This window comes from Oryzihumus sp. JJN4-3R, from assembly GCF_057747915.1.
In genome coordinates this window covers 3,707,064-3,731,111 of record NZ_CM173229.1, presented here as the reverse complement: position 1 = coordinate 3,731,111, position 24,048 = coordinate 3,707,064, and the positions used below count along the sequence as shown (strand labels likewise).

General features: G+C 73.2%; 24 protein-coding genes. 10 read left to right on the top strand and 14 right to left on the bottom strand.

Annotation, left to right across the window (positions count from 1 at the left end; genetic code table 11):
* The first annotated feature begins 5 nt into the window (after positions 1 to 5).
* The 6 genes from AC3ANM_RS17765 to AC3ANM_RS17740 all read left to right on the top strand — a co-directional run bounded on the left by AC3ANM_RS17765 (position 6) and on the right by AC3ANM_RS17740 (position 5,086).
* Positions 6 to 1,019 (top strand): acyl-CoA thioesterase, encoded by a 1,014-nt coding sequence (locus AC3ANM_RS17765; protein ID WP_488285741.1) that lies wholly within the window; start codon positions 6 to 8, stop codon positions 1,017 to 1,019.
* Between the two features lie 88 nt (positions 1,020 to 1,107).
* Positions 1,108 to 2,121, top strand: coding sequence for a phosphotransferase family protein (locus AC3ANM_RS17760; RefSeq protein ID WP_488285740.1), 1,014 nt, complete (start codon positions 1,108 to 1,110; stop codon positions 2,119 to 2,121).
* Positions 2,122 to 2,172: 51 nt separating this feature from the next.
* Positions 2,173 to 2,934 carry a 3-oxoacyl-ACP reductase FabG gene (fabG, locus tag AC3ANM_RS17755; RefSeq protein WP_488285739.1) on the top strand — a complete coding sequence of 254 codons (762 nt, stop codon included), beginning with the start codon at positions 2,173 to 2,175 and terminating at the stop codon, positions 2,932 to 2,934.
* A 160-nt stretch (positions 2,935 to 3,094) separates the two neighbouring features.
* Positions 3,095 to 4,015, top strand: coding sequence for an aminoglycoside phosphotransferase family protein (locus tag AC3ANM_RS17750; protein ID WP_488285738.1), 921 nt, complete (start codon positions 3,095 to 3,097; stop codon positions 4,013 to 4,015).
* Positions 4,016 to 4,124: 109 nt separating this feature from the next.
* A complete protein-coding gene (locus AC3ANM_RS17745; protein WP_488285737.1) occupies positions 4,125 to 4,856 on the top strand; it encodes a hypothetical protein in 732 nt (243 codons plus the stop codon).
* Positions 4,853 to 5,086, top strand: coding sequence for a helix-turn-helix domain-containing protein (locus tag AC3ANM_RS17740; RefSeq protein WP_488285736.1), 234 nt, complete (start codon positions 4,853 to 4,855; stop codon positions 5,084 to 5,086). Before AC3ANM_RS17745 ends, AC3ANM_RS17740 begins: the two co-directional genes overlap by 4 nt.
* A 101-nt stretch (positions 5,087 to 5,187) precedes the next feature.
* Here the strand turns inward: AC3ANM_RS17740 and AC3ANM_RS17735 are convergent, their stop codons facing one another.
* From AC3ANM_RS17735 to AC3ANM_RS17720, 4 genes are all read right to left on the bottom strand, one after another.
* Positions 5,188 to 6,177, bottom strand: a complete 990-nt coding sequence (locus tag AC3ANM_RS17735; protein ID WP_488285735.1) for an NADPH:quinone oxidoreductase family protein — start codon at positions 6,175 to 6,177, stop codon at positions 5,188 to 5,190.
* Positions 6,177 to 6,968: an SDR family oxidoreductase gene (locus AC3ANM_RS17730; protein ID WP_488285734.1), complete on the bottom strand. Its 792-nt coding sequence runs from the start codon at positions 6,966 to 6,968 to the stop codon at positions 6,177 to 6,179. Before AC3ANM_RS17730 ends, AC3ANM_RS17735 begins: the two co-directional genes overlap by 1 nt.
* Positions 6,965 to 7,735 carry an SDR family oxidoreductase gene (locus AC3ANM_RS17725; RefSeq protein ID WP_488285733.1) on the bottom strand — a complete coding sequence of 257 codons (771 nt, stop codon included), beginning with the start codon at positions 7,733 to 7,735 and terminating at the stop codon, positions 6,965 to 6,967. Before AC3ANM_RS17725 ends, AC3ANM_RS17730 begins: the two co-directional genes overlap by 4 nt.
* Positions 7,736 to 7,814: 79 nt before the next feature.
* The gene (locus AC3ANM_RS17720; RefSeq protein ID WP_488285732.1) at positions 7,815 to 8,960 is read right to left on the bottom strand and encodes an acyl-CoA dehydrogenase family protein; all 1,146 of its coding nucleotides are present in this window, start codon (positions 8,958 to 8,960) and stop codon (positions 7,815 to 7,817) included.
* A gap of 62 nt (positions 8,961 to 9,022) precedes the next feature.
* Between AC3ANM_RS17720 and AC3ANM_RS17715 the strand changes: the two genes are divergently transcribed.
* A complete protein-coding gene (locus AC3ANM_RS17715) occupies positions 9,023 to 9,643 on the top strand; it encodes a TetR/AcrR family transcriptional regulator (RefSeq protein WP_488285731.1) in 621 nt (206 codons plus the stop codon).
* 147 nt (positions 9,644 to 9,790) lie between these two features.
* Here AC3ANM_RS17715 and ettA read toward each other — a convergent pair whose 3' ends face one another.
* The 7 genes from ettA to AC3ANM_RS17680 form a co-directional block, all read right to left on the bottom strand.
* Entirely contained in the window at positions 9,791 to 11,473 is a 1,683-nt protein-coding gene (ettA, locus tag AC3ANM_RS17710) for an energy-dependent translational throttle protein EttA (RefSeq protein WP_488285730.1), read from the bottom strand.
* A gap of 70 nt (positions 11,474 to 11,543) precedes the next feature.
* Positions 11,544 to 12,092 carry a single-stranded DNA-binding protein gene (locus AC3ANM_RS17705; RefSeq protein ID WP_488285729.1) on the bottom strand — a complete coding sequence of 183 codons (549 nt, stop codon included), beginning with the start codon at positions 12,090 to 12,092 and terminating at the stop codon, positions 11,544 to 11,546.
* Positions 12,093 to 12,513: 421 nt separating this feature from the next.
* On the bottom strand, positions 12,514 to 14,190 hold the full coding sequence (locus tag AC3ANM_RS17700; protein ID WP_488285728.1) for a GTPase family protein: 1,677 nt from the start codon (positions 14,188 to 14,190) through the stop codon (positions 12,514 to 12,516).
* Positions 14,187 to 15,905 carry a dynamin family protein gene (locus AC3ANM_RS17695; protein ID WP_488285727.1) on the bottom strand — a complete coding sequence of 573 codons (1,719 nt, stop codon included), beginning with the start codon at positions 15,903 to 15,905 and terminating at the stop codon, positions 14,187 to 14,189. Before AC3ANM_RS17695 ends, AC3ANM_RS17700 begins: the two co-directional genes overlap by 4 nt.
* Positions 15,906 to 16,031: 126 nt before the next feature.
* A complete protein-coding gene (locus AC3ANM_RS17690) occupies positions 16,032 to 17,156 on the bottom strand; it encodes a uroporphyrinogen-III synthase (RefSeq protein ID WP_488285726.1) in 1,125 nt (374 codons plus the stop codon).
* Between the two features lie 84 nt (positions 17,157 to 17,240).
* Positions 17,241 to 17,552, bottom strand: a complete 312-nt coding sequence (locus AC3ANM_RS17685; protein ID WP_488285725.1) for a hypothetical protein — start codon at positions 17,550 to 17,552, stop codon at positions 17,241 to 17,243.
* Between the two features lie 62 nt (positions 17,553 to 17,614).
* Complete coding sequence (locus AC3ANM_RS17680; RefSeq protein WP_488285724.1) at positions 17,615 to 19,144, bottom strand: MFS transporter; 1,530 nt, start codon at positions 19,142 to 19,144, stop codon at positions 17,615 to 17,617.
* Positions 19,145 to 19,309: 165 nt separating this feature from the next.
* Between AC3ANM_RS17680 and AC3ANM_RS17675 the strand changes: the two genes are divergently transcribed.
* The gene (locus AC3ANM_RS17675) at positions 19,310 to 20,335 is read left to right on the top strand and encodes an ATP-binding protein (protein ID WP_488285723.1); all 1,026 of its coding nucleotides are present in this window, start codon (positions 19,310 to 19,312) and stop codon (positions 20,333 to 20,335) included.
* Here AC3ANM_RS17675 and AC3ANM_RS17670 read toward each other — a convergent pair.
* Positions 20,322 to 20,828, bottom strand: a complete 507-nt coding sequence (locus AC3ANM_RS17670) for a DinB family protein (RefSeq protein ID WP_488285722.1) — start codon at positions 20,826 to 20,828, stop codon at positions 20,322 to 20,324. The two genes, AC3ANM_RS17675 and AC3ANM_RS17670, sit on opposite strands and share 14 nt — an antisense overlap.
* Before the next feature lie 121 nt (positions 20,829 to 20,949).
* Between AC3ANM_RS17670 and AC3ANM_RS17665 the strand changes: the two genes are divergently transcribed.
* Positions 20,950 to 21,471, top strand: a complete 522-nt coding sequence (locus AC3ANM_RS17665) for a hypothetical protein (RefSeq protein ID WP_488285721.1) — start codon at positions 20,950 to 20,952, stop codon at positions 21,469 to 21,471.
* A gap of 66 nt (positions 21,472 to 21,537) precedes the next feature.
* Here AC3ANM_RS17665 and AC3ANM_RS17660 read toward each other — a convergent pair whose 3' ends face one another.
* Positions 21,538 to 22,284, bottom strand: a complete 747-nt coding sequence (locus AC3ANM_RS17660; protein ID WP_488285720.1) for a class I SAM-dependent methyltransferase — start codon at positions 22,282 to 22,284, stop codon at positions 21,538 to 21,540.
* 111 nt (positions 22,285 to 22,395) lie between these two features.
* A complete protein-coding gene (locus AC3ANM_RS17655; protein WP_488285719.1) occupies positions 22,396 to 22,818 on the bottom strand; it encodes a VOC family protein in 423 nt (140 codons plus the stop codon).
* A 157-nt stretch (positions 22,819 to 22,975) separates the two neighbouring features.
* Between AC3ANM_RS17655 and AC3ANM_RS17650 the strand changes: the two genes are divergently transcribed.
* A complete protein-coding gene (locus tag AC3ANM_RS17650; RefSeq protein ID WP_488285718.1) occupies positions 22,976 to 24,019 on the top strand; it encodes a group II truncated hemoglobin in 1,044 nt (347 codons plus the stop codon).
* The last annotated feature ends 29 nt before the right edge of the window (positions 24,020 to 24,048 follow it).

Genomic DNA, 24,048 nt, shown 5'->3' with positions numbered 1-24,048 from the left:
CCATCATGGCAGGCGCCGGATATCGTCTCGGTGTGACCACGACCCTTGACGACGGCTCGCTCGCCGACCCCTTCGAGGACCTCCTCGACGTCCTCGACCTCAAGCCCGCGGGCCTGGCGCACATCAGCGTCGACGCCCCCGGCGACGCGGAGTCCGACCTCGGGGAGTCCTCGGCCGACGTCTTCATCGGCCGCAGCCAGCCCCAGCCGCACGGCCGGGTGTTCGGCGGGCAGGTGCTCGCGCAGTCGATCATCGCCGCCGGGCGCACCGTGCAGGACATCGAGGGCGCGCCCCGGCACATCCACTCGCTGCATGGCTACTTCCTGCGCGCCGGCGACTCCAGCCACCCGATCCGTTTCGCGGTGGAGCGGCTGCGCGACGGGGCCTCGTTCTCCGCGCGCCGGGTCCACGCGATCCAGTACGGCAAGCCGATCCTGTCGATGATCACCTCGTTCCAGACCGAGGCCGAGGGCCTGGACCACCAGGAGCCGATGCCCGCCTCGCCGGACCCGGAGACGCTGCCGACGGCGGCGCAGGAGCTGGCCGACATCGACCACCCGGCCGCGCTGTTCTGGTCGACCCGCCGGGCGATCGACCTGCGCCACGTCGAGGGCGCCATCTACGTCAAGCCCGGCCGGCAGCCGGCCTCGCGGCAGAGCGTGTGGCTCAAGGCGGTCGGCGCCATGCCCGACGACCCGCTGCTGCACGCGGCGGTGCTCGCCTACTGCTCCGACTACTCCCTGCTCGAGCCGGTGCTGCGCAAGCACGGCATCGCCTGGTCCGACCCGCGGCTGCGCCCGGCGAGCCTGGACCACGCCATGTGGTTCCACCGCCCGGCCCGTGCCGACGAGTGGACCTACTACACCCAGGACTCCCCTTCGGCCTCCGGCGGGCGCGGCCTGGCCACCGGGCGGATGTTCAGCGCCGACGGCGTGCTCGTGGCCACCGTCGCCCAGGAGGGCATGGTGCGGATCAAGGAGTCCTCCGGCTCCGGCTGGGTCGAGGGCCAGCAGCGCTGACCCCGGTATGCCGGGTGGCCGGCTCCCATGACCATGGTCACGTCGGGCGGGGTTCCCCACTAAGCAAGCGCTCAGTAAGGTCGGGCGCATGGTGGACGGGCTCGACCTCGAGGCACTGTCGCGGTTCATGGAGCCGGTCGTCGGCACGGCCGACGGCACGGCGCTGTCGCTGACGGCGGAGCTGATCGCCGGCGGCAAGTCCAACCTCACCTACCGGGTGAGCGACGGCGACCGGCAGTGGGTCGTGCGGCGGCCGCCGCTGGGCCACGTCCTGGCGACTGCGCACGACATGACCCGCGAGTTCCGCGTGATGTCCGCACTCGGGCCGACCGCCGTGCCGGTGCCGGACATGGTCGCGCTCTGCGAGGACCCCGAGGTCGTGGGCGCACCGTTCTACGTCATGGAGCTCGTCGACGGCGCGGTCCTGCGCACGGACGCCGACCTGGACGGGCTCTCGTCCGCCCAGCGCACGACCCTGGCGCACCGGCTGATCGACACCCTCGCCGATCTCCACGACCAGGACCCGAAAGCGTTGGGGTTGCGGGACTTCGGCCACCCCGAGGGCTTCCTCGAGCGACAGGTGCGCCGCTGGGGGCAGCAGCTGCAGCGGTCCCGGTCACGCGCGATACCGGGGATCGAGGAGCTGGCGCGCGACCTCGCCGCACGCGTCCCGGTCAGCCAGCGGGCGGGCATCGTGCATGGCGACTACCGCCTCGACAACGCGATCGTCGGGCCGGACCAGGGCATCCGCGCCGTCCTCGACTGGGAGATGGCCACCCTCGGCGACCCGCTGTGCGACCTCGGCCTGCTGCCGGTCTACGCGCTGCCGACCCGCGGTGTCGCGGGCGTGGTCTCCGACGGGATGGGCCCGCACAACGGCTTCCCGCCGCTGGAGGAGCTCATCGAGCGGTATGCCGCGCGCACGGGTCTCGACGTGAGTCCCCTGCCCTGGTACACGGCCCTGGGCTACTTCAAGCTGGCCGTCATCTGCGAGGGCATCCACTTCCGCTTCACCCACGGCCAGACGGTCGGGCCGGGGTTCGACCGCATCGGCGAGGTCGTCGCACCGCTGGTCGAGGCCGGCCACGCGGCTCTGGCCTGAGAAGTCTTTGCTGCCAACACGATTCACCACCGACAGCCCCAGGAGGCACCTGTGACCACCACCCCGCAGCGCACGGCCATCGTGACGGGCGCGGCCCGCGGCATCGGCGCCGCCACCGCGATCCGGCTGGCCGCGGACGGCCACGCCGTCGCCGTCCTCGACCTCGACGAGGCCGCGTGCGCCGACACCGTGAAGGCCATCACCGCGGCCGGTGGCCGGGCGATCGCCGTGGGCGTCGACGTCAGCCAGCCCGACCAGGTCGAGGCAGCGGTGGGCCGCGTGGCCGAGGAGCTCGGCGCGCCGACGATCCTGGTCAACAACGCCGGCATCATCCGCGACAACCTCATCTTCAAGATGACCGTCGAGGACTGGGACGCCGTCATGGCCGTGCACCTGCGCGGGGCGTTCCTCATGACCAAGGCGGTGCAGACGCACATGACGGCCGAGAAGTACGGCCGGATCGTCAACCTGTCCTCGACCTCGGCGCAGGGCAACCGCGGCCAGGTCAACTACTCCGCGGCCAAGGCCGGCCTCCAGGGCTTCACCAAGACCCTGGCGATCGAGCTCGGCCGCTACGGCGTCACGGCCAACGCGGTCGCCCCGGGCTTCATCGCCACCGACATGACCCGGGCGACGGCCGAGCGGATGAAGGTCTCCTTCGAGGACTTCATCGCCGGCGCCTCGGCGCAGATCCCGGTCGGCCGGGTCGGCCAGCCGGAGGACATCGCGGCGACGATCTCGTTCCTCACGTCCGAGAGCGCCGGCTTCGTCTCCGGCCAGGTCATCTACGTGGCCGGCGGCCCGCAGGACTGACGCCTCGGCGCCCGTCCTCGACCGGACACCGCCTGGCCCGCGTTTCGGGGACGGATCGACCCCGAGACGCGGGCCAAAGCGCGTCCGGTGCTCGTGTCTCGGCGCGCCGGGGCGGGAAAACCGTTGGCCACCCACGGATCTGGTGGCAGAGAGTGGCGTCGTGACCCCACGCCTTCACGACGACGAGGTACCCGCCGACGAGACGACGGTGCGCGCCCTGCTCCGGGAGCAGCGTCCCGAGTGGGCCGACCTCCCCCTGCACGCGGCGGGGTCGGGCTCCGACAACACGATGTACCGGCTGGGGCCGGACCTGGTGGTGCGCCTGCCGCGCAGGCCCGGCACCGCCGGTGACGTGGCGAAGGAGCACGTGTGGCTGCCGTGCCTGGCTCCCCACCTGCCCGTCGACGTGCCCCGGCCCGTGCTCCGGGGTGAACCCACGTCCGCCTTCCCGTTCCCCTGGTCGGTCTACCGCTGGATCGAGGGCGCCGTCGTCGGCGGCGACACCGTGGACGACTGGGCGCAGTTCGGCGCGGACCTGGCCGGGTTCGTGGGTGCGCTCCACGCAACCGATCTTCACGGCGCGCACCGTGAAGGCGCCCTGAGCTGGTACCGCGGCGGCAGCCTGCAGGACACGGCCGAGTGGGTGGGCACATCCCTGGAGGAGTGCCGCGCCCTCGAGGGGCTGGACCTGGACGTGGACCGCCTCGAACAGGCCTGGCTCGACGCCCTGGCGCTGCCGGACCCCGCAGACCCGCACGTCTGGCTGCACGGTGACCTCAGGCCGACCAACCTGCTGGCGCGGGAGGGACGCCTGCACGCCGTGATCGACTTCGGCGCCCTGTCGGTGGGCCTTCCCGCGGCCGAGCACGCCGTCCTCTGGGACTACCCCGTGCAGGCCCGGCTGACCTACCGCGACGCGCTGGCCCTGGACGACGTGACGTGGGAGCGGGCTCGCGCCTGGGCGATCGTGGTCGGGGTGAGCGGGGTCGCCTACTACTGGCAGACCTACCCGGCCTTCGTGGACGAGTGCCTGGCGCGGCTGCGCGCCATCCTCACCGACCTGTCCCCCGCCGGGCACTGACCCGGCCCGGGCAGCCGATCGGCGGGCGAGGGGCGCCGCGGTGGTTGACCAGAACACCTTGCCGACTTAACGTTCATCGTTAATAACGAAAAACGTTAAGGGGGATGTCATGGGGAGACGTCAAGGTGCGGCGCTGGCGGTGGCGCAGTGGGTCCTGCGAGCGCTGGCGGTCTTCAGCCTGCTGGGCGCCGTCGCGGTGGTCGTCGGGACCACCGGCACCAAGTCCCTGTACGACCGGCACGTCCCCCGACTGGTCACGGAGCAGGCCCAGCAGCTGTGGCCGGGCAGCTCCCGGCTTCCCTCGTCACCGGTCCTCGTCCGACCGGCGCACGTCCATGACTCCCCCGACGCGTTCAACGTGGTCCCGGCCTCGGGGGGCACAAACCCTGCAGGCTGGGCCGAGCTGGTCACCGGCGACAGCCCGGTCCCGATGGTGGGGCGAGCCGGCCAGCTGACCTTCTGGGACCCCGGCGCGCCCGAGCGGATCGCCTGGCTCGTCGCCGAGGCCTCGGTCCCCGTGGGGCTCGCATGGCTGTGGTGGACCCTGTCCAGGATGGTCGGCTCGGCCCGGCGCGCCGACCCCTTCGACGCCCGCAACGCCCGCCGGCTCACCCTGGCCGGACTCCTGGTGCTCGCCGGACCACCGCTGGCGATCCTGGCCCATCAGCTGGTCCTGCGCTGGATGCTGGCAACCTCCACGGCCGGGGGCAAGGCTGACATCTGGTTCCGGTGGCAGTGGGTGCCGCTGTGGCCGTTGGGGGCCGGCCTGGCCCTGATCGTCCTGGGCGCGGTGTGGTGGCGCGGAGTGGCCATGCGGCAGGACCTCGAGGGACTGGTGTGACGCCTCCCGCCGCCCTCGACGAAGGCCGCGCGATCGTGTGCCACCTCGACACGCTGCTGGCCGAGCGCGGGATGACCCTCACCGAGCTCGCCGAGCGTGTCGGTGTCTCGATCGTCAACCTCTCCGTGCTCAAGAACGGCCGTGCCAAGGCCGTGCGCTTCTCCACCCTCACCGCGATCTGCCGGGTGCTCCAGTGCGACGTGGGCGACGTCCTGACCCTCGGCTCCTGACCGACCTGTGCGTGACCACCACCTCGACCGGACACGCGCTTGCCCGCGTTCCGGCGCCGAAAGGGCGCCACAACGCGGGCCAAGCGGTGTTCGGTCGCGGTCTAGGCCGGGGCGAGGACGACGACCCGGCCGGTGGTGCGCCCCTCGGCCAGCCGGGTGAGGCCGTCGGCCGCCTGCTCGAAGGCCAGCCGCTCGGACACCAGCGGGTCGACCAGGCCCTCGGCCGCCCACCGGGTGAGCTGCGCGTGCGCCTCCTCGGCCACCGCGTGGTCACGCTGGAGGTAGAGCCCCCAGTGCAGGCCGACGATCGAGTAGTTCTTGACCAGCGCGTGGTTGAGCGCCGGCGCCGGGATCGTGCCGCCCGCGAAGCCGACGACCACGATCCGCCCCTCGAACGCGACGACCTTGGTCGAGGCCTCGTAGGCCGCCCCGCCCACGGGGTCGAACACGACGTCCACGCCGCCGCGACCGGCCGCCTCCTTCAGCGCGGGCACGAGGTCGCCGGCCGTGCGGTCGATCACCACGTCGGCGCCCAGGTCCGTTGCGACAGAGGCCTTCCCGGCTCCACCGACGACGGCGATGACGCGGGCACCCAGCGCCTTGCCGACCTGCACGGCGGCCGAGCCGACGCCGCCGGAGGCCGCGTGGACGAGCAGGGTCTCCCCCGCCCGCAGGCCCGCGCGGCGGGCCAGGCCCACGTATGCCGTCTGGTAGCCGATCGTGAGCGCCGCGGCCTTGGCGTCGTCCAGGGCCTCCGGCGCGGCGAACAACGCCGGGCCCGGGATGAGGGCGCGCCCCGCCAGCCCACCGTGCGGCAGCGCCGGCATGCCCACCACCCGGTCACCGACGGCCACACCCTCGACCCCGGCGCCGACCTCGACGACCCGGCCGCAGACCTCCACGCCGGGGACGTAGGGCAGCGGCGGGCGCACCTGGTACTCCCCGCGGGCCATGAGCACGTCGGGGAAGTTCAGCGCGGTGGCGAGCACGTCGACCAGCACGTGCCCGGGTTGCGTTGCGGGAGAGTCGATCTCGCCCAGTGTCATGACCTGCGCCGGCTCGCCGAGCCGGTCGACCTGCCACGCCCGCATCAGGACCGCACCCCCATCATCGACGCCGGGAGCGCAGCCGCGACCCGGCGCATCCCGGCCAGCCAGCGGTCCGGGTCAGCCGCGCGGCCGGCATACATGTCGGCCACCTCGGGGTGCGGCAGGACCAGGAACCGGCCCTGCTCCATCGCCTCGACGAGCGCGTCGGCGACGGCCTCGGGCTCGATGGCCGAGGCGCCCATGAGCGCCTTGCCCGCGTCACCGGAGTCCTCGAGCATCTGCGTCCGGACGCCCTGCGGGCAGACCGCGTGGACACCGATTCCCTTGTCCCCGTACGTCATCGACAGCCACTCCGCGAACGCGTATGCCGCGTGCTTGGTCACCGCGTAGGGCGCGGCACCAGGGATGGAGAGCAGCCCGGCGGCGGAGACGGTGGAGACGAACGTGCCGTGGCCGCGGGCGACCCAGTGCGGCACCAGCGCCTTGGCGGCCCGCACGTGCGCCATGACGTTGACCTGCCAGGAGGTCTCCCACGCCCGCTCGTCGACGTCCTCCATGCCACCGCGGGCCACGCCGGCGTTGGCGCAGAACACCTCGATCGGACCGGCGAGCGAGCGGGCCGTGCCGACCAGCATCTCGACCCCGACCTCGGTCGAGGCATCGCCGGGGATCGCCACCCCGCCGACCTCGCGCGCCACCTCGTGCGCCCGGCCGGGGTCGAGGTCGTTGACCACGACCTTGGCGCCGAGGCCGGCGAACCGGCGCGCGTAGGCCGCACCGATCCCCTGACCGCCACCGGTGACGACCACCACCGCGCCGTCGAAGCGGCTCACAGGGCGCCGCCGAGCGTCACGCCGCCGTCGATGACCAGGGTCTGCCCGGTGATCCACGACGCGTCCCGCGACAGCAGGAAGGAGACCGCCCCGGCGACGTCCTCGGGCACCCCCAGCCGCTTGAGCGGGTAGGCCGCGGCGACCTTCTCCTCACGTCCGGAGTAGAGCGCCTCGGCGAACTGCGTCTTGACCACCGCCGGGGCCACCGCGTTGACGCGCACGTCCGGCCCGAGCTGGTGACCCAGCTCGGTGGTGAGGTGGATGAGCGCAGCCTTCGACACCGCATACCAGCCCAGCAGACCCGTGGCCCCGAGCCCGGCGATGGAGGCGACGTTGACGACGGCCCCGGTCGGCCGGCCGTGCTCGTCAGGCCGGCCGAGGCCGTCGCGCACCGCCTTCTTCGTCCACTCGAAGGCACTGAGCACGTTGACCTCGAGGATCTTGCGCGCGGCGTCGACGTCGGTGTCGATCATCGGCCCGTAGGCCGGGTTGATTCCGGCGTTGTTGACGAGCAGGTCGAGCCGACCGAAGGTCTCCCGCGCCACGGCGAGGACCTGGTCCTGGTGCTCGGGGTCGTCGGCATGGCCGGCGACGCCGAGCGCGTGCTCGACGCCGCCGAGGTGCTCGACCGCCTCGTCCAGGGCCTCGGCCTTGCGGCCGGTGATCACCACCCTGGCCCCCTCCGCGACAAGGCGCTCGGCGATGCCCAGCCCGATCCCGCGGCTGGCTCCGGTGACGACGGCGACGGTGTGGTCGTGCAGGCCCACGGGTGGTGCTCCTGTCTTCGGGGGTGGTCGCTCGGGTGGTGCGGCGGGCCGTGCCGGTGCGGACCCGCCCGGCGGTGCCTCAGAGGCCGAGGTCGCGGCCGATGAGCTCCTTCATGATCTCGTTGGAGCCGGCCCAGATCTTGGTCACGCGGGCGTCCCGCCAGGCGCGGGCCACGCGGTACTCGTTCATGAACCCGTAGCCGCCGTAGAGCTGGACGCACTCGTCGAGGACGTCGTTCTGCACCTGCGCCGACCACCACTTCGCCTTGGCCGCGTCGACGGCGCTGAGCTCGCCCTTCGCGTGCGCCGCGACGCAGTCGTCGACGTAGGCCTGGGTGACCTCGAGCTTGGTCTGCATCTCGGCGATCTTGAACTTGTTGTGCTGGAACGTGCCGACCGGCTGGCCGAAGGCCTTGCGCTCCTTCACGTAGTCGATCGTCTCGGCGAGGATCTGGAACGCGTGGGCGGTGTTGGACACCGCGGCGCCGACGCGCTCCTGGGGCAGGCGCTCCATCATCGCGATGAAGCCACGACCCTCCTCGCCGATGCGGTTGGCGTCGGGCACGCGCACGTTGTCGAAGAACAGCTCGGCCGTGTCGGACTCCTCCTGGCCGACCTTGTCGAGCTTGCGGCCGCGGGTGAAGCCCTCCATGCCGGTCTCGAGCATGAACAGCGTGATGCCCTTGGCGCCCTTGGACGGGTCGGTGCGGGCCGCGACGATGATGAGGTCGCCCTGGTAGCCGTTGGTGATGAACGTCTTGGAGCCGTTGACGACCCAGTCGTCACCATCGCGCACGGCGGTGGTCTTCAGCGCGGCGAGGTCGGAGCCACCCGAGGGCTCGGTCATCGCGATGCCGCAGATCAGCTCCCCGGCGGCCATGCCGGGCAGCCAGCGCTGCTTCTGCTCCTCGGTGCCCAGGTCGACGATGTAGGGCGGGCAGACGTCGGCGTGGATGCCGAAGCAGGAGGACACCGCGGCGTTGAACTTCGAGAACTCCTCGGCTGCCACGGCGTTGAAGAGGAAGTCGTCCGCGCCGGCGCCGCCGTACTCCTCGGGGATGTCCAGACCGAGCAGACCCTGCTTGCCGGCCTCCTGCCAGACCGCACGGTCGATGGACTTGGCCGCGATGAAGTCCTCGGCACGGGGCTTGAGGGTCCGTTCGACGAACTCGCGGACGGACGCACGGAAGGCCTCGTGATCGGGGCCGTAGACGTTGCGGGGCATAACCTACCTCCGGGTAACTAAGCGCTTGCTTAGTCTTCGACAGGTGGGCCATGCTGTCAACCATGACGAGCGCCACGTCGACCACGGGAGACGCCGCCGGCGCCACCGGCCGTCGGGTCCCCGACACCCTCCAGCGGATCATCGAGGCAGCAGCGGAAGCGTTCGCAGACAAGGGCTTCCACGCCACGACCACCCGGGACATCGCGGCCCGCGCGGGGCTGAGCCCGGCCGGTGTCTACGTGCACTTCTCCAGCAAGGAGGACCTGCTGTTCCAGCTCAGCCGGCAGGGCCACGTGGCGGCACTGGACCTGGTCCAGGCGGCCGGCGCGCGCCGGGACGCCCCGGCCGACCAGCTGCAGGACATCGTCTCGGAGTTCGCCCGCTGGCACGCCGAGCACTTCCGCACCGCCCGGATCGTGCAGTACGAGTTCCCCCACCTCTCCCCCGACCACCGCGACGAGGTCCGGGCCCTGCGCAAGCAGATCGACGCTGCGGTGCGGCGGGTGCTCTCCGCCGGCGTCCGCGCCGGCGACTTCGAGGTGCCCGACGTGCCCGGGACCACCCTGGCGCTGCTGTCGATGTGCATCGACGTGGCCCGCTGGTTCGAGCCGGGGACCAGGCGCACCCCCGAAGCCATCGGCACGGCATACGGCTCCCTGGCGCTGCGCCTCGTGCGCCCCTGACCGATCGGCCCTGAAGGGCTGAGCGCCCGACCGCCCGGAGCGGCCGCGGCGACCCGACCGGTCGCCCCGCCACTCCCCCGCACGACACGGAGCCCGCGTCCCCCTCCAGGGGGCGCGGGCTCCGTCGTGACCGGTATGCCGGGTGGCTCAGTCGCGGGTCAGCTTGCGGTAGGTCACGCGGTGCGGACGGGCCGCGTCGGCGCCGAGCCGCTCGATCTTGTTCTTCTCGTAGGACTCGAAGTTGCCCTCGAACCAGAACCACTTGCTCGGGTCCTCGGCGTCACCCTCGTAGGCGAGGATGTGCGTCGCGACGCGGTCGAGGAACCACCGGTCGTGGCTGATGACCACGGCGCAGCCGGGGAAGTCCAGCAGGGCGTTCTCCAGCGATCCCAGGGTCTCGACGTCCAGGTCGTTCGTCGGCTCGTCGAGCAGGAGCAGGTTGCCGCCCTGCCGGAGGGTCATGGCCAGGTTGAGGCGGTTGCGCTCACCACCGGAGAGCACGCCGGTCGGCTTCTGCTGGTCCGGGCCCTTGAAGCCGAAGCTGGACACGTAGGCGCGCGAGGGGATCTCGACGTTGCCCACCTGGATGTAGTCCAGGCCCTCGGAGACCGTCTCCCAGACGTTCACCTTGGGGTCGAGGCCGGAGCGGTTCTGGTCGACGTAGGAGATCTTGACGGTCTCGCCGATCTTGACCGTGCCCGAGTCCGGCTCCTCGAACCCGACGATGGTCTTGAACAGCGTCGTCTTGCCGACACCGTTGGGGCCGATGACACCGACGATGCCGTTGCGCGGCAGCGTGAAGCTCAGGCCGTTGATGAGGATGCGCTCGTCGAAGCCCTTGCGCAGGTCGTCGACCTCGATGACGACGCTGCCCAGGCGCGGGCCCGGCGGGATCTGGATCTCCTCGAAGTCGAGCTTGCGCGTGCGCTCGGCCTCGGCGGCCATCTCCTCGTAGCGGGCCAGACGCGACTTGGACTTGGTCTGGCGGGCCTTGGCGTTGGACCGGACCCACTCCAGCTCATCCTTGAGGCGCTTGGCGAGCTTGGCGTCCTTCTTGCCCTGGACCTGCAGGCGCTCCTGCTTCTTCTCCAGGTAGGTCGAGTAGTTGCCCTCGTAGGGGTAGAGGTGACCGCGGTCGACCTCGGCGATCCACTGGGCGACGTTGTCGAGGAAGTACCGGTCGTGGGTGACGGCCAGCACGGCGCCCGGGTAGGACGCGAGGTGCTGCTCGAGCCACTGCACGCTCTCGGCGTCGAGGTGGTTGGTGGGCTCGTCGAGCAGCAGCAGGTCAGGCTTGCTCAGCAGCAGCTTGCACAGCGCGACGCGGCGGCGCTCACCACCGGAGAGCACGGTGACGTCGGCGTCCGGCGGCGGGCAGCGCAGCGCGTCCATCGCCTGCTCGAGCTGGGAATCGAGGTCCCACGCGTCGGCCGCGTCGATCGCGGTCTGGAGCTTGCCCATCTCCTCCATCAGCGCGTCGAAGTCGGCGTCCGGCTCGGCCATGAGCGCCGAGATCTCGTTGTAGCGGTCGACCTGGGCCTTGATCTCGCCCACGCCCTCCTCCACGTTGCCGAGGACCGTCTTCTCCTCGTTCAGCGGCGGCTCCTGCAGCAGGATGCCCACGCTGTAGCCCGGGGTCAGCCGCGCCTCGCCGTTGGAGGGCTGGTCCAGACCCGCCATGATCTTCAGGATCGTGGACTTGCCGGCGCCGTTCGGACCGACGACACCGATCTTGGCGCCGGGGTAGAACGACATGGTGACGTCGTCGAGGATGACCTTGTCGCCGTGCGCCTTGCGCGCCTTGGTCATGGTGTAGATGAACTCGGGCATGGGCGTCAGGTTATCTGCCTGACGCCCCGCCGAGTTAATCCGCTCACCCGCTGGCTGCGGATCCCCCGCCTCAGTCGGCCGCGACACCCACCAGCTCGTAGTCGTCGGTGTCCGCCGCCTCCTCGGGCCGGTCGAAGCCGCCGGCGTAGGCGAGGTCGTCACACTCGGCCGGCTCGTCGCCGACCTCGGCCCGGGCGAGCGCGTCGTGCGCCTCCTGGACCGCCGGGTCGGCAAGCCGGTCGTGCGGGTCGAGCTGCGGCTTGGCGACGCGGGTGAACTGCGACTGCCCGCGCGACAGGTCGTGGCCGACGTTGTAGGCGTCGATCTCCACGGAGGTGCCGCTGCGCTCGCCGTTGACCCACTGGTTGATCCGCAGCCGGCCGTAGACGATGACCGGGTCACCCTTGTGCAGCGAGTTGGCGAGGTTGATCCCGAGCGACCGGAACGCCGTCACGTTGACGTAGTTGGTCCCGCCGTCGATGTACTCCCCCGTCTTGGTGTCCACCCGCCGCACCGTCGAGGCGACCCGGAAGGTCACGAACGGCACCGAGGCCCGCGTCGTGCGGACGACCGGGTCGCCCACGACGTTGCCGCTGATGGTCACGTAGCTCTCGTTCATCTGTGCATCCCCTCATCTGTGTGTGCCCCGCCGACCGCTCGGCGGGTGAACCCAGACTCGGTATGCCGGGTGGCCGGCACCAGAGGCCGGCCGCGGCCTGTGGATGGTGGGACGAAGCGCGGACCCCATGTGGACAACCGGGTCCTCGGCACGACGAGGTACGGCCGGGCCCGGCGCCGCTCAACGGCGTTGTCGCGCAGGTCCGTCACACCTGCGCGGAAACGTTTCCGCGCAGGTGTGACGTTCCTGCGCAACGGCCGTCAGCAGTCGGCGCCGGCCGGGCGCCGGGCGCCACGGCCAAGCGCCGGGATGGCGCGCCCGCCGGGGCGGTGCCGGGATGACGCGCCCGCCGGGGCGGTGCCGGGATGACGCGCCCGCCGGGGCGGTGCCGGGAAGGCGCCGGCCGGGTTAGGTGCCGGGGTCAGGCGCCGACTCGGATGAGGTGCTCGCGGGTCTGCCGGTGGGCGCCGAGCACGGCCTCCATCGGGGCGACGATGTGCGCGGCGGCCACCTCGGTGATGGCCTGCTCGAGCCGGTCGGCCACCAGCTCGCGGCGCCGTCTGGCCCCCTTCTGCCCCGCGAAGCGGCAGACGAAGCCCAGCAGAAAGCCCACCGCCAGGCCGGCCAGCAGCAGGACGGTCGGCAGGGGCACGACCCCGAGGTAGGGGGTGAGGATGGGCGGCAGGCGCAGCCACCCGGCCACGGACAGCGCCCCGAGCCATACGGCCCCGATGACGGCGGTAGCGGCCAGCAGCGCCTGGGTCAGCCCGACCACGCGCCACCACAGCGGCTTGTCGGCGCGCAGCGGGGTCTGGAGCACCGCCTGGTCGAGCGCGTCGGCCAGGTGCGGGCCACGCTCCGTGGCGGCGTCGGCGACCGCGTCGGCCCACGGCTGGGGCAGGCCCTGCGAGGCGTCGTCGACGAGCTCACGCGTGGCCAGCTCGACGGCGGCCCGCGCCGCCGGGGTCGCCGGGGGCAGCGAGGAGCGACCCAGCACGGCGCGCACGTCGGCCGCCGTGATGCCGGGCACCGCGGTGTCGGACTTCTCCGGCTGGAGCCGCAACCGGGTCAGCGGGTCGGGCCGGAAGGCGCGCACCCAGCGGGTGAACGGCCACCCGGTGCGGGCCCACGCCTCGCGGCGGTAGTCGCGCTCGACCGCGGCCAGGACCGTCGGGACGCCGGCCGCGCGGGTGAGCGCCTCGACGAGCCCCCCGTCCAGGGCTGCCTCCAGGCTGGGCTCGGTGTCGGCGACGGCCTCGCGCAGGCGGGTCGCGGCATACCGCAGGTCGCCCGCGAGGCGCTGCTGCGCCGCGGTGCGGCGGCTGACCGCCTCCCCGATCTCGCCGCGAAGGTCGCGGATGCCCTGGCCGGTGTGGGCGGAGGTGACGATGACCTCGGCGCCGGTGGCGCCGTCCTCGTTGACGAGGCGGGTCAGGTCGGCGCGGCACGCGGCGAGGTACTCCGGGCTGAGCCGGTCGGCCTGGTTGAAGACCACCAGGGTCACCGCGGCGTGGCCGGCCAGGGTGCGGATGTACTCGTCGTGCAGGCGTGCGTCGGCATACTTCTGCGGGTCCGTGACCCACACGAAGACGTCGGCGAGGTCCAGCACCCGGTCGGCCTCGACGCGGTGGTCGGCGTTGGTCGAGTCGAAGTCGGGCAGGTCGAGCAGCACCAGGCCCTCGAGGGCGGCGGCGTCCTCGCCGGCGTCGTGACCGGTGACGCGGTGCCGACGGCCCACGCCGAGCCAGTCGAGCAGCCGCGTGGCCGGCTCCTCGCCCCAGACGGCAGCCGTGGGCAGCGAGGTGGTGGGCCGCTTGGTGCCCACGTCGGCCGCGTCGCCGTTGGTCAGCACGTTGAACAGGCTCGACTTGCCGCTGCCCGTGGCGCCGGCCAGGGCAACGACGGTGTGCGACCCGGTGATGGCGGTGCGCTCGTCGACCTTGTTGACGATGCTCTTGGCCAGCCGGCGGTCACCCGCCTCGAGCCGGTCCCCCCCGGTCTCCAGGGCAGCCCGCAGGGCAGCCGCCTGGCCGGCGAGGTCAGCCACGGCCGGGATGCCGGTGGCGGCGGGACGCGAGCCCAGCTTGAGCACGCTCACCGGGCAGCCTCCACCGCGGCTGCGGCCTCGACCAGCTGCTTGCCCTGTGTCGCCACGACGTCCACGCCCTCGAGTGCACGGTCGAAGCGCTGCCGCTCCGCGGCATACAACGCCTCGACCTGGTCCATCAGTTGCTTGCGCGCCTTGGTGGCCAGGCGGCGCACCGCCTGGTCACCGAAGATCGCCTCCAGGAGCCGCTGCGCGAGCACCGCGGCGCCGCCGGCGACCCCCACCTCGGCACCGCTGAGGCCGAAGGTCTGGCTGAAGGCCACCAGCATCAGCACCACGGCCAGGCCGTTGACCCCGAAGGCCAGCATCCGTGCGGTGGTGCGCCGGTCCTTGCCCTCGGCCCGGACCAGCTCGAGCAGGTCGCCCTGCCAGTCGCGCACGAGCCGCTCCACCCGCTCGGGCAGGTCAGCAGACGGTAGCGCCAGCTCGGGGTGCGCCTCGAGGAGGGCCTCGCCACCGGGCAGCCCACGCCAGCGGCGGGCGCTGGTGGAGGCTGCGGCCTGGGCGTAGGCGATGAGCATCTCGGCGATGCCGGAGTGCAGCGCCTCGCCGAGGTTGGTGGCCGGGGGCGGCGTGCCCTTGATCGCGGAGGAGAAGCGGTCGCGCCACGTGCTGATGTGCGCCTCGACGTGCCGGAGGAACTCGCCGGTCCCGACCAGCTCCTGCCAGCGCGCAAGCACCTCGCCGCGCAGCAGCGTCCCGTCGCCGGTGCCGGCCTCGACGGCCTCGCCGGCCTGCGCGTAGGCCCGTTCGGCGGCCCGGCGCAGCTCCTCGATGGCGGCATGCTGGCCATCGCTGGCAGTGGCTAGCAGGTCGACCCGGTCGCGCAGCGAGTCCAGGGCACCACCGAGGGTGCGCCGCACGATGATCGAGCGGGCCTTCGCGTCGCGGGCGAGTGCCGCCAGCCATGAGCGGACCCGGGCCACGTGCTGGGGGTCGAGGTGGCCCTCACGGGTGAGCGAGCTCTCCGGGATCGCGAAGATCGGCGCGCTGGCCAGCCCCTCCCCGCGCAGCATGTCGCTGAGGTGGCCGCGGACCTCCTCCATGTGCTCGGGCGGGACCCGGTCCAGGACGATCGCGACCGAGGTCCCGCGCTCGGCGGCCTGCCGCAGCATGATCCACGGCACGGCGTCGGCGTAGCGCGCGGCGGTCGTGACGAACAGCCACAGGTCGGCTGCGGCCATGAGCTCGGCGGCCAGCTCCCGGTTGGGCCGGACGACCGAGTCGATGTCGGGGGCGTCGAGCAGCGCCAGGCCCGGGGGCAGCGCGGAGGACTCGACGAGCCGGACCTCGGACGGGTCGTCGACGGCGTGGATGCCACCGGTGCCGGTGTTGCCCCGCACGCGCCCCAGCCCGGGCAGGACCCGGTCGCTGGTGAACCACATGTCGTCCTCGGGGTTGTGCACCAGCACCGACGCCCGGGTCGTCGGCCGCAATACGCCGCTGCGACTGACCGTCGCCCCGACGATCGAGTTGATCAGGGTCGACTTGCCGGCTCCCGTGGAGCCACCGATGACCGCCAGCAGCGGGGCGTCCATCGAGGCCAGCCTCGGCAGGATGTAGTCGTCGAGCTGCTCGAGCAGCGCCACCTGGGCGTCGCGGGCGGAGTCGGCGTCCCCCGTGTCGATGGGGTAGCGGGAGACGGCGACGAGGTCGCGCAGCTCACCCGCTGCCTCGAGCAGCTCCTCCTCAACGACCCCACGCATCACAAGGCGCAAGCCTGCCGTTTTCGTCGCGCGGACTCAACTTCGGCTCGCCGTGGGCACCGTCACGCAGGTTCCCACCGCCCGCGCCACCGCGCAACGGGAACGCGCGCGCACGCGCGCACGCCCTCACAGCGGGACGGCGAGGCGGTAGCCGCGCTTTGTCACGGTGCGCACCAGGGCCGGCCCGATCGCCCGCCGGAGCCTGGCCACCGTCGCCTCGACGGCATGCTCGGACCGCAGCGCGTCCCCCGGCAGCAGCGCCAGCAGCTCGGCCCGCGAGAGCACGCGCCCGGGCTGGCGGGCCAGGGCGCGCAGCATCGCCCGGGGACCCGGCGTGAGCCGCACCTCGACCCCGTCCAGGAGCACCTGCTCGCCGCGCAGCACCAGCTCGCGGTCCGCGACGACGAGCCGGGTCCCCTGCCGGCGCGTGGCCATCGCGTCGTCCAGGCCGGCGACCAGCTCCGCGAGCCGGGCGCGGCGCGGGTGCACCGTCGGGATGCCCCACGCCTCGAACACGGCCGCGGTCACCGGCCCGATGCAGGCAGTAAGCACGTCCCGGCGCAGGGCGGTGATGAAGTCCGCGTGCCGCCCGGTGTCGGCGGCCACGTCGAGGACGACCTTGGCGGCCGGCGCCGAGGTGAAGGTGACGGCGTCCAGCTCCCGGTCGGCAACCAGGGTCACCAACCGGCGCAGCGGCTCCCGGTCGGTGACCACGGTAAACCGGTGCACGGTGGCCGTGCTGACGTGGCCGCCCTGCAGACGAAGGGTCGCCGCCAGCCCGGGGCTGGAGGACCCGTGCTCCTGAACCACGATCCGCCGCCCGTGCAGCTGCCGGCCCTTCAGGTGGCCGACGACGTCCTCCATCGCCTCGGAGTCCGAGGCCCACGTCTCCCGCAGCCCGGCAGAGCGCAGGGCGGCGACGGCGCGAGGGCCGCGCGCGAAGATCTCGGCGCGGCGCAGCGCGGCCACCAGCTCGTGCCGCCGGCCCCACTCGGCCGCCGCCTCGAGCCAGCCGCTCATGCCCAGTCCGGTGGTGGCGATGAGCAGCTCAGGGGGCCGCTCGATGCACCGGGCCGTCACGGCCCGCAGCGCCGCGTCGTCCGGGAGCGGCGTGATCGCCAGCGCCGGGGCGGCCTCCACCCGTGCTCCACGCCGCTCCAGCAGCGCGGCGAGCTCGTCGCCGCGGCGACTGCTCGTGATACCGATCCTGCTGTCCGCCAGCGCACCCTTCGCGCCTGCCCGCATCGTCATCGACGCCTCCTCCCTGCGTCCCGGACGGTACGGATGGCAGGTTGAGGCGCCGTTTCCTCAGGTAACGGCCACGAAAACTGTTGCTCACCGCGGCTTCTCGGCCCCACCCAGCCCGATCACGGTGGCCGCTCCGATGACCGCCGGCAGGAGCAGGAACCCGATCGAGGCGATGGCCAGGATCGTCGCGACGCCGAGCGCGGCCACGGCGAGGATGAGGACGAACATCGAGGTGCGACCCAGCGCGGCCCCGACCATGAACAGCGCGCCGCAGCCGACGATCGTGACGTACCACCACGCGATCGGGGAGTCGCCCTGCTGGTCGATGAGCGCGGCATACAGCAGCAGGTATGCCGTGGCCCAGACGGCCGTCCCGGCAGCGAGGTAGCGGGCGCGCACCAAACCATCCCAACACCTCCGGCGGGACTTCACCACACGCGCCCTCGATCCGGGCGCGCGGCTCAGCCGGAGACGGCGGGGGCCGCGCCCTCCACCACCGCCGGCACCGGCAGGGGCACCGGACGCTGCTCCGGGTGACGCTCCGCCCGGAGCGGTTCGGCCTGCGTAGGTGCGGTCTCAGCGGGCTCGACCTGAGCCGGCTCGACCTGAGCGGGCTCGACCTGAGCGGGCTCGACCTGAGCGGGCCCGGCGTGAGCGGGTTCGGCCGGAGTGGGTTCGACCGGAGTGGGTTCGGCCTCGGGGTCCGCGAGCCCCGGGGCGGGGTCCGCCGGGAGGGGTGCCTCGCCGGCAGGCACCGAGACGGGGGCGGTGGACCCTCCGGCCACCTGGGGAGCGGCGAGATGGCGGACCGAGGGCGAGAGCAGGGCCCCCAGGCAGGCGAGGACGACCAGTCCGGCGCAGCCGAGCAGGGTCCGGGCGGTGCCAAAGACATCCGCCAGCGGGCCCGCGACCAGCAGGCCCAGGGGAGCGAAGGCCAGGGACCCGAAGAGGTCGTAGGCCCCCACCCGCGACAGTGCCTCCTCGGGCACCTCCCGCTGGAGGGTGGTGACCCACAGCACCCCGAAGACGTCGGCGGCGATGCCGCAGACGAACATGGCCACCACGGCGACCCACAGCGACGAGCCGGCGCCCAGCGCGGCCATCGGCAGCGCGGAGACGAAGGTGACCACGACGGCGGCCCGGATGGGGCGACGCGCCTGCACCCGTCCGGCGAGGAGCGCCCCGGCCACCGAGCCGACCGCCTGTGCGGCCGCGAGGAGCGCCCAGGCCCGGGCGCCACCGAGGTGGTCCCGGGACTGGAGCGGCCCGAGGACGCCGACGGTCGCCATGACCGCCGCGAGCACGAAGGCCGACTGGACGACGCCGACCCACAGCCACTGCCGGGACGTGAACTCGCGCCACCCGACGCGCAGGTCCTCCAGCGCTGTGCTCGCCAGGCGGGCCCGGGAGGGCAGCCGCATCCCGGCGATCAGGACCGCACTGACCAGGAAGGAGGCCGCGTTCAACGCCATGGCCCAGCCCGGCCCCTGCACGGCCACCGCCACACCCGACAGGGCCAGCCCGAGGACGAGCGCGACGTTCTGCCCGACCCGGAGCAGGGCGTTGGCCTGCTGCAGCTGCTCCCCGCTGACGAACTCGGGCAGCACACCGGTCATCGCCGGGAGCAGCAGCGCGCTGCCGAGGCCGGCGGCGACCGCCGCGACGAGGACCGCTACCAGCGGGGCCCACCCGGTCAGCACCATGGCCGCCAGGGCGGCCCACGCCACCCCGGCGAGCAGCTCGGCGGCGACCATGAGCCGGTAGCGCGAGAACCGGTCGCCGATGACGCCGGCGGCGAGGACGAAGACCAGCTGGGGCAGCGCCTGCGCCGCGAGCACCAGGGACAGCCGGGCCGGGCTGGCCCCTGGAAGCGCGAGGACGCCGAACGCCAGGGCGACCCGTCCGAACCCGGTGCCCAGCGTCGAGATGGTGCGCGCCGACGCGAGACGCACGAAGCGGCCGTCGCGGAGCACACTCGTGGTTGGTGACACGTCCCCCATGGGACCGGGACTTTAGGGGTTCGCGCCACTTTTCCGACCCGCCTTGACCAAGAAATGACGGCGACCTGACCGAAGTCCGCCTCCCTTGGCGGACAACGCCTCTGCCCGTCCCGCAACACGCAGCGGTCGGCGCCTCCGGTGCGGCACAATGCACCGGTGGACTGGTTCCTCGAGGCGGAGAACCGCGGGGCCGTCACCGAGCTGCGGCACGAGGTGATGGACTACCTGCGCCGCCATGGTGAGGCGGACAGCGACCTCGACGCCGCCGAGCTGGTGTTCGCCGAGGTGGTCGGCAACGCCGTGCGCCACGCCGGCGGCCCCACCTGGGTCTCGCTGACCTGGGCGGAGGAGCACCCCAGGCTCACCGTCTGGGACCTCGGTCCGGGGTTCGACCCCCGGGCGGGCGGCAGCCGGGTCGACCTGCGCGGGCTGCCCGAGCACGGCCTCGGCCTCTACCTCGTGCGCCAGCTGGCCCCCGCCTTCGAGGCCGAGGCCCGGGCCGCCGGTGGCATGACGGTCTCGGCGACCCTGCCGGTCGAGCGCGCCGTGGCCACCAGCCACGACCCCCCGCGACACCTCATCGGTGCGCTGCCCGAGCTGTCGGAGGCCCGCCCGGAGGGCGGCTTCGGCCGGGAGTCCTTCCTGCGGGCGCTCGTGGTGCAGCTGGCCCGCAGCCTCGAGCTGCAGCACGGGCCGGAGGCCGCGGCCGCCGCCGTGGCCCAGGTCGGCATCGACATCGGCGGCCAGATGGAGGCCGAGTTCCGCGCCGCCGAGGCCGTGGTCGGGCGGATGACCCCGGAGCAGATGGGCCGCTGCTTCGTGCGGCTCAAGCACGCCATCGAGGGCGGGTTCTACGTCATCGAGGCCGACGAGCACCGGATCGTGCTCGGCAACACGCACTGCCCGTTCGGCGACGTCGTGCAGCGGGCCCCCTCGCTGTGCCGGATGACCTCCAGCGTCTTCGGTGGCATCGCCGCGCGCAACCGGGACAGCGGGGCCTCGGTGCTGCTCGAGGAGCGGATCGCGGTCGGCGACCCGGGGTGCCGGGTCGTGGTCCTGCTCGAGGATGCGACGCCCGGGGGCCGCGCCCTGGCCCACCGCTACGCCGCCCCCGCCGACCCTCCCGAGGACGCGGCCGGAGCGGTCCCGCCGGACGCGGCCCCAGACCTCACTCCCCCGTGACCCCGTCGAGGCCCTCCCGGAGGAGGTCGGCGTGACCGTTGTGCCGCGCATACTCCTCGATCATGTGCACGAGGACCCAGCGCAGTGAGACGTCTTCGCCCCACTTCGCCTGGTGGCCGGTGACGTCCAGGGCCGGCGCGGCGGCCTCGACCTCGCGGGCGAGGGCGACCTCGCGCTGCCAGCGTTCGAACGCCTCGGCGACGTCGGCACCCTCGGCGCGGTAGGCGGCCTGGAAGTCGCCGTCGTCGGACCAGACCCGGCCGAGGTCCTGCCCGCCGATGACCTGGCGGAACCAGAACCGCTCCACCTCGGCCATGTGGCGGACCAGGCCGAGCAGCGACAACGTGGACGGCGGCATCGACTGCCGGCGCAGCTGGTCGTCGTCGAGCCCCTCGCACTTGACCGCCAGCGTGGCCCGGTGCCAGTCGAGGAAGCTCGTCAGCAGCTCGCGCTCGCCGGAGGTCAGGGGTGGGTCGTGCCGCTCGGTGGTCATGGGCCGCATGTCTAGCAGCGCCATGCGATTCCGGCCGGAGCGACGCGCCCGGTCCCCATTCAACCCCTACTTGTCAGACCATGGTTTGACAAGGCCCGGTTGATGCCCGCAGACTCCCGCCATGACGTCAAGCAAGGCCCTCCCGGCCTGGACCACGGACCTGTCCCCCGCCCCCACCTGGGCCACCGACCTGCGCCGCAGCGACGGAGGCTGGGAGGTCGAGGCGCGCTGGTGGGGCGCGGAGCCCGGCGACGGGACCCAGGGCCCGCGCGAGCTCGTCATCCGGCTGATGCCCGACGCCGCCCCCGAGGTGCGCCGCAAGGGCGTCAACACGGGGGTGATGCGGCGGATGGAGCAGCTGGTCGGCGAGATCAACCGGCACGTCGAGGACCTCGTGGACAACCCCGGGCTCGGGGCGTACGACCGGATGGCGCGCCGCTACGTCCGCGACGCGCTGGCCGCGCTGCCGGACGGCCCGCGCGAGGACCCGGACGCCTACTACGCGGGGCTCCTGGCGCTGTTCGAGGACCTCACCGGCAAGGGGCACCCGGAGCCGCTCACCCTGCTCGCCTCGGTGATGGGCGCCCCCAAGGAGACGGTCAGGACGCGGCTGCGGGTGGCCCGGCGGCGCCGCGAGTCCTGACCCCGGGTCGACGCAGGCGCCCGCCATACCGGCCCGTATCGCGCGTGCCCACCTGGCGCACGCGGCTCACCGCCGCTGCGCCACCACGATGAGCTCGCGGCTGGTGTCGGTGGGGGGCCGGCCGTCCCAGTCGCCGAGCACGTCGGTCACCGCGAAGCCGGCGGCCTCCACGGAGGCCACCAGCTCCTGACGGGTGCGGAAGCGCAGGACGCTCGTCGACACCAGCTCCCGGCCGGGGCGGGCGAAGCGGTAGTGGTTCTCGAAGGCGACCAGGCCCGCGCTCTCCTCGAGCAGCTGCGTCCACACCTCCACCGGTGCGCCGTCGACGTCGGGCACCTCGCGGCGGGAGGCCTGCGGGGTCCAACCGCGCCACGGCGCGAGGGCAGGGTTGCGGCTCTCGAACGCGAGCCGGCCGCCGGGGCGCAGCGCCCGGTGCGCCGCACCCAGCGCGGCCTCCCAGTCGGCTTCGTCGAGGAAGACCTGGGCCACGTGCCCGGTCATCACCGCCAGGTCCGCGCCGGCTGCCTCGGCGTCCCCGGCGGTGCCGTGGACCCACCGCACGGCCTCGCCGCCGGGACGCGTGCGGGCGACGTCGAGCATCGGCGCCGCCGGGTCCACGGCGGTCACCGCATGGCCCCGGGCAGCCAGCTCGCACGCCAGCAGCCCGGTCCCGCAGCCGATGTCGAGGACGGCCGCGTCCGGGTGCGTCGCGGCGAGGTCGAGGTAGAACGCGGTGTCCGCGGCGAACGGGTTGAGCGCGTCGTAGAGCGCCACGAGTCGCGGGTCGGTGTACTCGACGGGGTGCTGGCGCATGGTGGCAGCGATGGTGGCAGCACAACCGCCGTGATCACAGCAGTTTTCGCACCACCATCCCTGCCACCACGCGCTTGACGCGCCCGAGGGCAGCGGCCAGGACGCGGGGCGTCAGGACGGCGACGGCGCCCCGGAGATGTTGACCAGCCAGGCGACCCCGAACTTGTCCGTGCACATGCCGAACATGTCACCCCACGGCGCCTTCTCCAGCGGCACGGTCACCTTGCCACCGCCGGACAGCTTGTCCCAGTAGCCCCGGAGCTCGGCCTCGTCGTCGCCACTGAGGGAGACCGAGTAGTTGTCGCCCGGGTGGTAGTCCATCGCGTTCGGCGTGTCCGACGCCATGAGCACCATCCCGCCCTCGGTGGTGAGCTGGGAGTGCATCACCTTGTCCTGCTCGGCCGGGTCCTGGCTGGCGTGGAACTCCCCGAACGTGCTGCGCACGACCTCGCCGCCGAACACCGACTGGTAGAAGTCCATCGCCTCGCGCGCGTTGTCGCGGAACCCCAGGTAGGGGTTGAGCTGCGTCCCCATGTCTGCCTCCTCCTGTGTGGATGACCGATTCTGCGCGCCCGGCGCGCGCCGGGGCACCGCCTTCCGGATGACCCGCCGACCCGGTCGCCTCACCCCTTGGCACGCCGTTCCCGCGAACCGCCGGGCGCGGGGGCACCCGTGTGCCAGTGTGGGGAGGGTGGACAGCACGCAGAGCCTGTATGACGCGGCGGGCGGCGAGGCCGGCATGCTGCGGCTGGCCGCGGCGTGGCACGAGCGGGTGCTGGCCGACGAGGTGGTCAGCCACGCCTTCCACCACGGGTTCCACCCCGAGCACACGCTGCGCCTCGCGGCGTACTGGGGCGAGGCGCTGGGCGGGCCCTCCACCTACACCGACACCTACGGCGACGAGACCTCGGTGGTGCGGCTGCACAGCGGGGAGGGCGAGCACGACGAGATGGACCGCCGGGCGGTCGCCTGCTTCGACCAGGCCCTGGTGGACGCGGGCCTGACCGCGGAGCCGCTGCGCGAGGCGCTGCACGACTACTTCGCGTGGGCGACCACCCAGATGGCTCGCTACCCCGACTCCGCCGACGCCGTGCCCGCGCACCTGCCGCTGCCCGGCTGGTCCTGGGACGGCCCGGCAGCGACAGCGACGGGTGCCGGGGACGGCTCGGCAGCGGCAGGTGCCGGGGACGGCCCCTCCGTGCGCGCACAGCCGCGGGATACCGGTCAGCCCGCAGCGGGAGGCCCTCCCGCCCCGATGCCCGAGGGCAGACGACGGGCCGCGGGGATCTACGGGACCATCATCACCGCCGCCGTCCTGGCGGCAGCCGGCGACCAGCTGCCAACCCTGGCGCTCGCGGCCGGGGTCCTCATCACCCTGCTCGTGTACTGGGTGGCCGAGCAGTACGCCGAGCTGCTGGCCGAGCCGACCGAGATCGGGCACCTGCCGACCTGGCCGAGGATCCGGGCGGGGCTGGCGAGCACCTGGCCCATGGTCACCGCCTGCTACCTGCCGGTGCTGGTCCTCGTCGCCGCACGCCTGCTGCAGGTCGACGCCTCCATGGCGGCCAACCTGGCCCTCGTCGCGGCGGTCGTCCTGCTGCTCGTCCACGGCCGGGCGGCCGGCCGCGCCGCGGGGCTGCACGGCACGCAGGCGCTGGTCGCCATGCTCGTCACCGGGGGCCTCGGGGCCCTGATGATCGTGCTGAAGGACCTCGTGATCGTCGTCCTGCACTGACAGCGGAGACGACGCGCCGCGGCGGCTCT